Below are 9,340 nucleotides of genomic sequence, written 5' to 3' on the forward strand. Positions count from 1 at the left end.
CAAACGGCTTTTTCGGCCAGATCACCACCTTTCTGATGGAGGATGATCTGTCGATCCTGCCCATCGAAGACCCCACCACAGAGAACACCCCGGATTATCGCGTTCTGCGCGGTTTGGAAGATGACGCCATACAGGTCGGCTGCGCCTGGGCACGTCAGGGGGAACGCATCGGGTTGTGGCTGGCGGTGATGATTGATGACCCGCTTTTCGCCCGCCCTCTGCGTGCCCGGCTGCTGCCGGACCGGGACGAACACGACACGTTCCATCTGGTCTGGAACCGTCCCCGAACGCCGTCATGATCCGGGTTAAAACAGTGCCCGGTCTGCTGGTGGTCTGCGCCGGGTTTGCCATCCCCATGCAGACGGCCAGCGCCGCGCCGTTCGATACCTATGTCACCGAGGCCGCCACGCGCGCGAACATCCCGCCCGCGTGGATCACCGCGGTGATGCGCGCGGAGAGTCAGGGTGATGCTTCTGCGGTATCACTCAGGGGCGCTATGAGCCTCATGCAGATCATGCCCGACACATGGCGGGAACTGCGCGCGTCGTTGAATCTGGGGACCGATCCCTACGATCCGCGCGACAACATCACGGCGGGAGCGGCCTATCTTCGCCGGTTGCATGACCGCTATGGCGATATGGGTTTCCTCGCTGCCTATAATGCTGGTCCTGGGCGGTATGAGCAGTTTCTGACAGCAGGGAAAACGCTTCCCGACGAGACGCGGAAATACGTCGCCAGAGTCACCCGGCTGCTGCATGGAGTGTCGGTTGACGGCGCAATTTCCGGAATGGATTTTGTCGATCAACCACACGAACAAACACCGTCCAGCAGTCCAATTTTTGTGGGGGCGTTTGCATCCCGAGAGGCGCCTCAAGGTGCCCCCGAGGTGATGCCGATTTTCGTTCAGGCGATACGATCAGAGGCCACACCTCATGGCCTGTTCGTCCCCGTTTCGCAAAGGAGCGCGCCGTGACGTGGGATTTTCGGCATGAGCGGGAAAACTTGTCGTCGCCTCGGGAGCATTTCGGGAATGTGCCGGGCGTTGGGCAGATCGGGAAACGTGAAGAATTAAGAGGGCAAGATAAAACGGCCTGCCACGTCGGGCGACAAAGCGCGGTCGCGCTTCGTCTTTCCCTGTGCATATCGGGTCGGTCGTGTGCAGGGTTTTGGATTGTATGCTGCTTTCCTGCGGGGTTTTCCTGCACAGGGAGGTTCTGATGGCCCGTGACGAGGATTTCCGGGTCCGTCCGGGCCGCATCCGGAGCAAGGGAAGCAGCGCCCGGCCCCGGACCTTTCTGGCGCAGGTGCTCCATGCCTCCCGCCGCGCGGGCGGAGGAACTGGCGGCAGCCCCGGAAAGGGAAAAAGTTACGGTCCGCGCTCCGGCCCCTCGACCTTCGGGCGGGGCCATTCCCGGTTTGGCAGAAGTCGCCTGTTCGACGCCCATCGCCGCGTCACCGTCAAGGCCCGCGTGGTGCGACAGGCCGGGCGCGGCGCACGGCCCGGATCGCTGGCCGATCATCTCGCCTATCTGCGCCGGGATGGCGTCACTCACGATGGTGAAAAGGCGCATCTGTTCGGGCCGGATGGTCAGGAGGTGGACGTACAGGATTTTGCCGCGCGCTGCAAAGACGACCGGCATCATTTCCGCTTCATCGTCTCGCCCGAGGACGCCCCGGAGATGGCGGACCTCGACGGTTTTACCCGCGACCTCGTGACGCAGATGGAAGCCGATCTCGGCACGCGCTTGGACTGGACTGCCGTGTCACACTGGAATACCGACAATCCGCATGTGCATCTGATCGTGCGCGGCGTCGATCAGGCCGGGTCTGATCTGGTGATCGCCCGCGACTATATCAGCCACGGACTGCGCTCACGGGCGGAGGATCTGGTGTCGCTGGAGCTTGGTCCACGCGCCGAACACGAGATTGAGGCTGCGTTGCGCCAGAACATAAGCGCGGAACGCTGGACCCGGCTCGACGCCGAGTTGCAGCGTCATGCCGACGACATGGGGATCGTGGACCTGCGAGCCGATATTTCAGGCGTACACGCCTTCGGACAGGATGCAGCGCATCGCGCGCTGCTGACCGGCAGGGCGCAGACACTGGAACGCATGGGACTGGCGAAGTCCGAAGCACCAGGGCGGTGGTCGCTCGCCCCCAGCATGGAGGACACGCTGCGCGAGATGGGCGCGCGCGGCGACATCATCAAAACCATGCACCGCGCCATGACAGGGCGCGACCATGAGCGGGCGATCTCCGCCGGTGATTACGTGATCGCCGATCGCGATCATCCGACCGCGCTGACGGGCCGCCTGCTGGAGCGCGGGCTGCACAACGAACTGACCGGCGAAGCCTATGCCGTGATCGACGCCACAGACGGGCGCCTGCATCATGTCCGCTTCCCCGGCGTGGACGCCTTCCGCGACGCGCCACCCGATGGCGGCATTGTGGAAATCCGCACCGCGACCGGCAGAACAAGCGGCAGGGATTATCTGGTGCTGTCCGCGCGTTCCGATCTGGACCTTGCCGCCCAGGTCAAAGCGCCGGGCGCAACATGGCTGGATCATCGGCTTGTGGAGCGCCAGCCCATGGACCTCGCCCGCACACGTTTCGGGGCGGAGGTGCGTCAGGCCATGCAGGAACGCACGCAGCATCTCGCGGATCGCGGGCTGGCGTCGTTCCAGCAGGACGGGTCCGTGCGCTATCAGAAAAACCTTCTGGCGACGTTACGTCAGCAGGAACTCGACCAGATCGGCGCAAAACTCGCAAAGGAGAACGGGCTGGGTTATGAGCGCAGCGTTCCGGGTAACTTCGTCACCGGCCAGTATGTGAAACGCCTCAGCCTGTCCTCGGGGCGCTTCGCCATGATCGACAACGGGCTGGGCTTCCAGCTTGTGCCCTGGGCACCCTCTCTGGAGAAGCAGCACGACCGCTATGTCGATGGCGTCGCCCGCGATGACGGGGGCGTCGACTGGCGGCATGACCGCAAACGCGATCTCGGGATCAGCCTGTGATCCACGCGTCCCGTTCCTTTTACGTCATGCTCCGCCCCGATACGACAAACCCGATTTCGGTCTTGTTTCTGAAAAAATCGTTCGGTCACATCATGGCTTTTCCATAGAGGATTTCCATGCGTGACCGCCTGAACGTCTCCCTGCCCGTCGCCATGATCTCGCAGATCGGTGACCTTGCCGCACGTCGGAAGGTGACGCGCTCCGCCGTGGTGGAAGCGGCGGTTGCATCCCTGCTCTCTCCCGACAGTGCGGAGAAAACCGAAGCGGCCCTGACACGGCGGCTGGATCGGCTGACACGCCAGATGCAGCGCCAGGAGCGCGACCTGATGATCGCGCTGGAAACCCATGCCCTGTTCATCCGCTTCTGGCTGGGACAGATGCCGCCCCTGCCCGCCGAGGCGCAGGCTGCCGCCAATGCGCTGGGGCAGGAACGGTTTGCGCGGTTTCTGGACACGCTGGGGCGACGATTGTCTCAGGGAAGGTCGTTCCGCGACGACATCCCGCTCGATATTCCCGCCATGCGTCAGCGCCCTGCTGACAGGACCGACGACGCCCCACCCAAAGCATAGCGCTCGTCCCCGTGGGTGACATCACCCCTCAAGCAGCAGTTTGAGATAGCCGCCCTCAACCAGGGCGATGCCCTCATCACGCCAGTCCTTGGCAGTCCTGCGCCATGTATGGTCACGCCATTCGTCCAGAGGCATGGTCAGGGCGCGAGGATTGATGAGGACGGCGGCAATGCGACGTTCATCCGCCCCCGCCCGATGCAGGTCATAGGCATGCAGGCAGCGGATCAGATGCAGGGACCGAAACGGCGTGATAACCGGCGGTACACGCGACGGCAGCCTGAAACCGAGATGATGGGAGACGAAGCGGCCAGCCTCATACCAGCGGCTTCGGTAATGGGGATCGACCGGGATCACCACGGCGGGCCGCTTTGCCGCAGCGGGATCGTCCAGCAGAAACGAAAATGTCCCGAAGGAGCCCGTCACTGTCACAGAACGCCCGGCATCATCCTCGCTGTCGAACAGGATACGGCCCATCGCCTCGAAATCCAGAGAGCGAAGATCGGCAAAACCCCGAGGCGCATCCGTCAGGCTGATAATGCGTGTTGTGTCTTCTCTCCGCCAGATCACAGGTTTCCGGGTGATGGGAATGTCCGGATTATGGACAAAACTGTAACCTCCATCGGTCCCGGAACGCCGCCCACAGGAGCGAAGGACTGGCGCTGGCCCCGGCCAGCAGTAAAATATCATGATAATCGCTGATATAGCGGGACCAGCGCCGCATGAAGGCCCCGGCAAGAGCGGAGGCCGGGAGGGTTCTGAGGATGGCCAGATCGGCCTCGGAATGCCAGATGTCGGATGGCATGGGAGACGGTCCTCTCGGCTGGGGAGCCACCGACCGGGTACGGCAAAACATGCCGCACCCGTCAGGCAGCCCCGAGTTTCTGGTTACATTGAGTTCTCACGCAGTGCGGCGTGACCTTATGGAAATTGCAGGGACGCCCCACGCATGTTGCGCAGTGTCACCCACCGACTTTGAAACGGGTTGCCTCTCGTATATTCCCGCGGACAGTCTACGCTTCTTGCCGCGAGACTGTCCCACGAGTTTGGCATGAAGACGAGGGACAAGATTCTGAAACTAATAGGAAAATGTGCCGTAGTTCGGGATGGCGAAATTTTACCAATTATAAGTCAAGTTGCCGTAAACGCGCCTTCCTTGCCCCAAATAGCAACCTCCCCGTGAACAACTAGTTTCATAATATTTGTTAGTAATATTAGACATCGCCAATTGAGCGCGAAGCCCCCTCAAAATAGGAAATTGATCTCCAAAATCATAATGCGCTCCGACATCGAATAGAACATAGGATGGGACTTTGTATGATTCAACATCATCTGCATAGGTAAAACCTATATATCTCATACCCCAGTTGATACCGAAACCTCGGACAAGTTTTTTAGGCAACTTATAATCAGCAAATACTGAAAACATATTCCGAGGGACATAGGGGACAAACTTTCCCTGCTCAGAGCGTGTCACTGTTGGTGAACAAGCCTTTCCAGTTTCAGGGCAAAATACCGTATTAGTATTATTGGAATTTGCGAACCTGACATCTGTAAAGCTGTAAGATGCAATCACTCTCAAATCCTTAGTGATATTTGCATTGGCAGCAACCTCGAATCCTTGAGATTTGACCCGTCCTGCATCAGCACTGTAATCAGTATGAACGGAATCCGCGATAAGATAGTGATTTTCTTCGATGTGGAAGGCTGCTGCAGTCAATAGGATATCCCGGTTGGGAACCTTATACTTCAACCCAGCCTCAAGTTGCTTTCCTGTAAGCGGTGCAAAAGGACGTCCCAAATAGTCAGTTTGACCCGTCTGAGGCACAAATGACGTTGAATAACTAAAATATGGCGTTAATCCGAAATCAAAATCATAGATTATCCCCCCCCTCCAGGTGAAAGCATGCGCAGGTTCAGGGGCATCATTACCATAAGTCATGCCACTCGTATTTTGACCCGTGGAATTATTATACGTGTATGTCGAGTAATGACCTTTATAATTAACCCAATCTTCTCTGCCGCCGAGAAGTATTGATAATTTATGCCATTTGATCTGATCTTGAAAATAAACGCCTTCCTGAAAATAATCATAACGAGACGCTGTATCCCACCCGTTGCAGCCGGCAGAAGATGCTGAGCTGAAGCATGGGGTATAATTGGTGCGGGGATTGTAAATATCCACGACCATCTCGGGAGAGGCGTTGTCTCTTTTGTAAGACCAGTTATCATGATAATTTTGAAAATCTGAGCCCACCACCCATGTATGGCTGACTGGACCAGTGTTGAATTTCCCAAAAAGACGTGTATCCAGAGTTATAGTCTCCCAAGTATCCTGTATCCACTCTGGTCGAATATAAACTTGGCCGGGCACTTTCTGACCGTCCCAAAAGGTCTCGTTTCTATTGGAGTCACTTTTTTCCCATCTGAAAGTCTGTCTAAAATTCACAAATTTATTGAAATTGTGACTGAACTGATACTCAAACATTGCATCAGTTGCTGAATTGGCATTCCAATTCGGCGTAGATAAAAACGTGCTTCGCGCTATTCTTCCATTAGGGCCGTCAATAAGCGTTCCTACGACAGGATAATGTGCAGCCGTTGCTATACCAGTTCCTGGCGTATACATATAAGATCCAAGAAGCGTTAATGATGTTTTCTTATCGATATCCCATGTTATCGACGGGAGAACTCCGACCCGTTTATAGTCTACATGGTCTGTTTGAGTTCCCTGCGTGACGCCAATAGCTGCAAGACGATAGCGCACGTTGCCAGATTTGGTAATCTTGTCGCTCACATCTACCGTAGCTTCGTAGCGTCCCCAATTGCCAAAACCTACAGACACCTGATGCAAAGGTGTTTCTGTGGGCTTTTTAAGACTCATCGCAATCATACCGCCAGGAGCGGTTTGACCATACATGACAGAGGCCGGACCATTGATCGCTTCAACCCGTTCGAGGAAATTTGTTTCACCTGCACTGACGGAGTTACTCAGCAAGCCATCAACAAATTGCGTGGTCGTGAACCCTCGCTGATAAATTGCGCCATTGCTATCGGCTGCAGCTCCAGAAGCATTTGTTCCCAGTGTTCCAGAATATATCCCGGCGGTATATTTTAACGCGTCCTGAACGCTTTGCGCCTGCTGGTCGATCATCTGCTGTTTTGTCACAACATATATCGAGTTCGGAATCTCTGTTATCGGTGTGTTGGTTTTAGTGCCGGCCATAGTATTTTCAGCAACATAACCCACACCCGGACCTGTTGGATCCTGATGCGTGACCATCCCGCCTACCCGCACAGGGCCAAGCGTGATGTTAGAACTTGCCGATACAATAATCGTTTTTCCATCCTGAAGATGCCAAGACAGACCACTTCCACTTAAAAGCCGCGCCAATGCCTGATTGACCGTCAGTTTCCCCGATAACCCTAGCGATTTTTTCCCCGCCACAGATGCTGATGGAAAAAAGATATGAACGCCACTTTGATCAGCAGCTTGTGTTAAGGCGTGATCGAGGTCACCGCCTGAAACGTGAAATTCTACGGGACGGTCTATCGGGGTTTCCGCCCTCGCTTCTCCTGCCGTCATCAAGGTTAGGCTAACAGAACCCAACAGCGCTCCACGCCGCAGGGCGCGCCGGGCCGCCTCCAATATGATCATCCTCTGCCATCCTCGAAATCAATACCGCCGCGACGAAAGCGTCAGTTGTTAAGATTGCCTCTCAATTTCAAGGACGATTTAGCGATGAGATCAGGCAGTAAGTCCGCGAAAATAATTTTGAAAATTTTGCTGAATGATGATTTTTCAAACACTTGGCCGGATGACGATCAAAAATGGTAAATGGGTAATACGCGCGCCTGTCGCAGTGCCCAATGCCGCAAGAAGGGCTTCGTTATCGTCTATATCGAAAACCCCCGAGACCTCCATCGCCTTAAGGTCATCACTTACGACGACGACGCGTCCGTGCCGGTACCGTTCGATTTCCGTTGCAATCTGAGCAAGTGGCTTCCGATTAAAGATCAGTTTGCCGCGCGTCCATGAAAACAGGTCCGCTACCGCGACCGCTTGCGGCGAACTAATAATGCCATCTCGGTATTTTACCGCCTGACCTGCGGTAACTTGCTGCCGACCATCACCAGCACGAACCAGAACAGTCCCATCCTGAACGCTCACCTGCGTCGTGCTGTCATCCTTCCTGACAGCATAAACTGTTCCAACAGCTTCAGCCTCACCCGCGCCCGAACGGACGATAAATGGACGGCTCTGATCCTCCGTCACATCGAACAGAGCCTCCCCAGCATGCAGCGTAAGCCTGCGGAAGTGAGGGGTAAAATGAACCGACAGCGCGCTGGCCGTGTTCAACCAGACTGTCGAACCGTCACTCAGTCTGATGTTGCGTCGTTCCCCCACTGCCGTGTGATAAGTCGCCAGGAACGACGTCACCGTTGCGACTAAGGCTGGGCCGATACCCCATGTCACTCCCGCAGCGACAGCGGAACCGAGAAAAACACGGCGACCGAACCGCCGCGCCCGTTGACGATAAGCGGGAGGCGCAAAGGCTGTTTCCGTCAGCTTGTATTCCTCGGCAGTCTGGGTACGGCCAATGTCCCCAAATAAAGCTTCAGCCTCTTTGGCTGCCTCTTCGTGAGCGGGGGAACGCTGCCTCCAGTCCGCATAGCCCTGCCGATCAGCATCGCTGGCTGAGCCTGAGTACAACAGGATCAGCCATTCAATCGCTTCATCGCTCAGAGTAAGGCTACGTGGCGTTCGTCGCGGTGAACGATCACCCGAACTCTCAACCATCCTGAATGCAGACCCATCTGCCGTTATATGTTCGTGGCCCCATGCCGCCTCCTTCAAGGAGCCGATTCTTTAGCAGCCCCATAATTAGAGACGATATGGCACAGCAAAACCGGCAGTGCCGAAAAGAAACTTTATTCGTCGTTCTGTCTGACATGATCACGGCAGTGCTGCACAGCCTGCGTGACATATTTCGAAACCATACTGACACTGATATTTAGACGCTCCGCTATCTCAACGTATCGAAGACCGTCCACTCGAACCATCAGAAGCGCAAGACGAGCCTTTGGAGGCAGACTACTCAGCGCCGCATCCATAGAGGCCAGTCGATCCTGATCAATAACATGCTGTTCTTGAGACGGTTGCGGATCAGCGATGTCCTCTCCCGGTTCTTCGCCGGACAGCCAAACAGCCCTTCGCCCTGACCTACGGTGCATGTCGAGCGCAAGATTCCCTGCAACACGGAAAATATAAGCCTTGTCATTTTCGACAACACTGTCCGCCACATTGGTTAGCCGGACATACGTATCGTGCGCAAGATCAGCGGCTTCCTCGACATCCCCGGTTCGACGAAACAGAAAGCGCAGCAAATCCTGATAATGCCGTTCAAAGCTGTTAATCAGCCGTCCTCGCTTTTTGCCCTCTGTCATTCCGATCACCGCCCAAAACGATAGACGTTCTTTTGTGTGGCAGGATTCTGCTTTTAAGAACGGTTCGCATTTCTGCTTATGTCAGGACAATCTGGAAGGCAAGGAGAAGGTTGGCGGATCGGCCCTGCGCTGGACGGCTCAAGCCGATTCTTACCCTTCCCAGCCCTCTTCTGGCGCGTCTCGCGCGCATCGTTGCTACGCGTGAATTCGCTTCCGACTGATTCCTATACGCATCCTGCGCGTGGAGCAGAAACGCCAAAAGCCGCCCGATGGGCGGCCTAAGCATTTGTTTTCAAACGGAATTTTTGGTTG

The 9,340-nt window shown here is 56.1% G+C and carries 9 protein-coding genes; 4 read left to right on the plus strand and 5 right to left on the minus strand.

Going from position 1 to position 9,340, the window contains the following annotated elements:
• The 4 genes from FKW31_RS15375 to FKW31_RS15390 all read left to right on the plus strand — a co-directional run.
• On the plus strand, nucleotides 1-299 hold a 299-nt coding region (locus FKW31_RS15375), incomplete at its 5' end, for a DUF736 domain-containing protein (protein WP_150179005.1).
• Nucleotides 296-973 (plus strand): lytic transglycosylase domain-containing protein, encoded by a 678-nt coding sequence (locus tag FKW31_RS15380; RefSeq protein WP_150179006.1) that lies wholly within the window; start codon nucleotides 296-298, stop codon nucleotides 971-973. The genes FKW31_RS15375 and FKW31_RS15380, both read left to right, overlap by 4 nt.
• A 244-nt stretch (nucleotides 974-1,217) precedes the next feature.
• Nucleotides 1,218-3,014 carry a DUF3363 domain-containing protein gene (locus FKW31_RS15385; protein WP_202878736.1) on the plus strand — a complete coding sequence of 599 codons (1,797 nt, stop codon included), beginning with the start codon at nucleotides 1,218-1,220 and terminating at the stop codon, nucleotides 3,012-3,014.
• Between the two features lie 116 nt (nucleotides 3,015-3,130).
• Nucleotides 3,131-3,583 (plus strand): CopG family transcriptional regulator, encoded by a 453-nt coding sequence (locus FKW31_RS15390; protein ID WP_150179007.1) that lies wholly within the window; start codon nucleotides 3,131-3,133, stop codon nucleotides 3,581-3,583.
• Nucleotides 3,584-3,604: 21 nt separating this feature from the next.
• Here the strand turns inward: FKW31_RS15390 and FKW31_RS15395 are convergent, their stop codons facing one another.
• The 5 genes from FKW31_RS15395 to FKW31_RS15410 form a co-directional block, all read right to left on the minus strand.
• Nucleotides 3,605-4,057, minus strand: a complete 453-nt coding sequence (locus FKW31_RS15395; RefSeq protein WP_166443429.1) for a DUF2285 domain-containing protein — start codon at nucleotides 4,055-4,057, stop codon at nucleotides 3,605-3,607.
• Between the two features lie 121 nt (nucleotides 4,058-4,178).
• A complete protein-coding gene (locus FKW31_RS16130) occupies nucleotides 4,179-4,385 on the minus strand; it encodes a transcriptional regulator domain-containing protein (protein ID WP_166443430.1) in 207 nt (68 codons plus the stop codon).
• Between the two features lie 312 nt (nucleotides 4,386-4,697).
• On the minus strand, nucleotides 4,698-7,238 hold the full coding sequence (locus tag FKW31_RS15400) for a TonB-dependent siderophore receptor (protein WP_150179009.1): 2,541 nt from the start codon (nucleotides 7,236-7,238) through the stop codon (nucleotides 4,698-4,700).
• A gap of 144 nt (nucleotides 7,239-7,382) precedes the next feature.
• Complete coding sequence (locus tag FKW31_RS15405) at nucleotides 7,383-8,438, minus strand: FecR domain-containing protein (protein ID WP_150179010.1); 1,056 nt, start codon at nucleotides 8,436-8,438, stop codon at nucleotides 7,383-7,385.
• Nucleotides 8,439-8,512: 74 nt separating this feature from the next.
• Complete coding sequence (locus tag FKW31_RS15410) at nucleotides 8,513-9,028, minus strand: RNA polymerase sigma factor (RefSeq protein ID WP_150179011.1); 516 nt, start codon at nucleotides 9,026-9,028, stop codon at nucleotides 8,513-8,515.
• Nucleotides 9,029-9,340 lie beyond the last annotated feature (312 nt).

The sequence above is a fragment of the Acetobacter sp. DmW_136 genome (genome assembly GCF_008690365.1).
GTDB lineage: Bacteria > Pseudomonadota > Alphaproteobacteria > Acetobacterales > Acetobacteraceae > Acetobacter > Acetobacter oryzifermentans.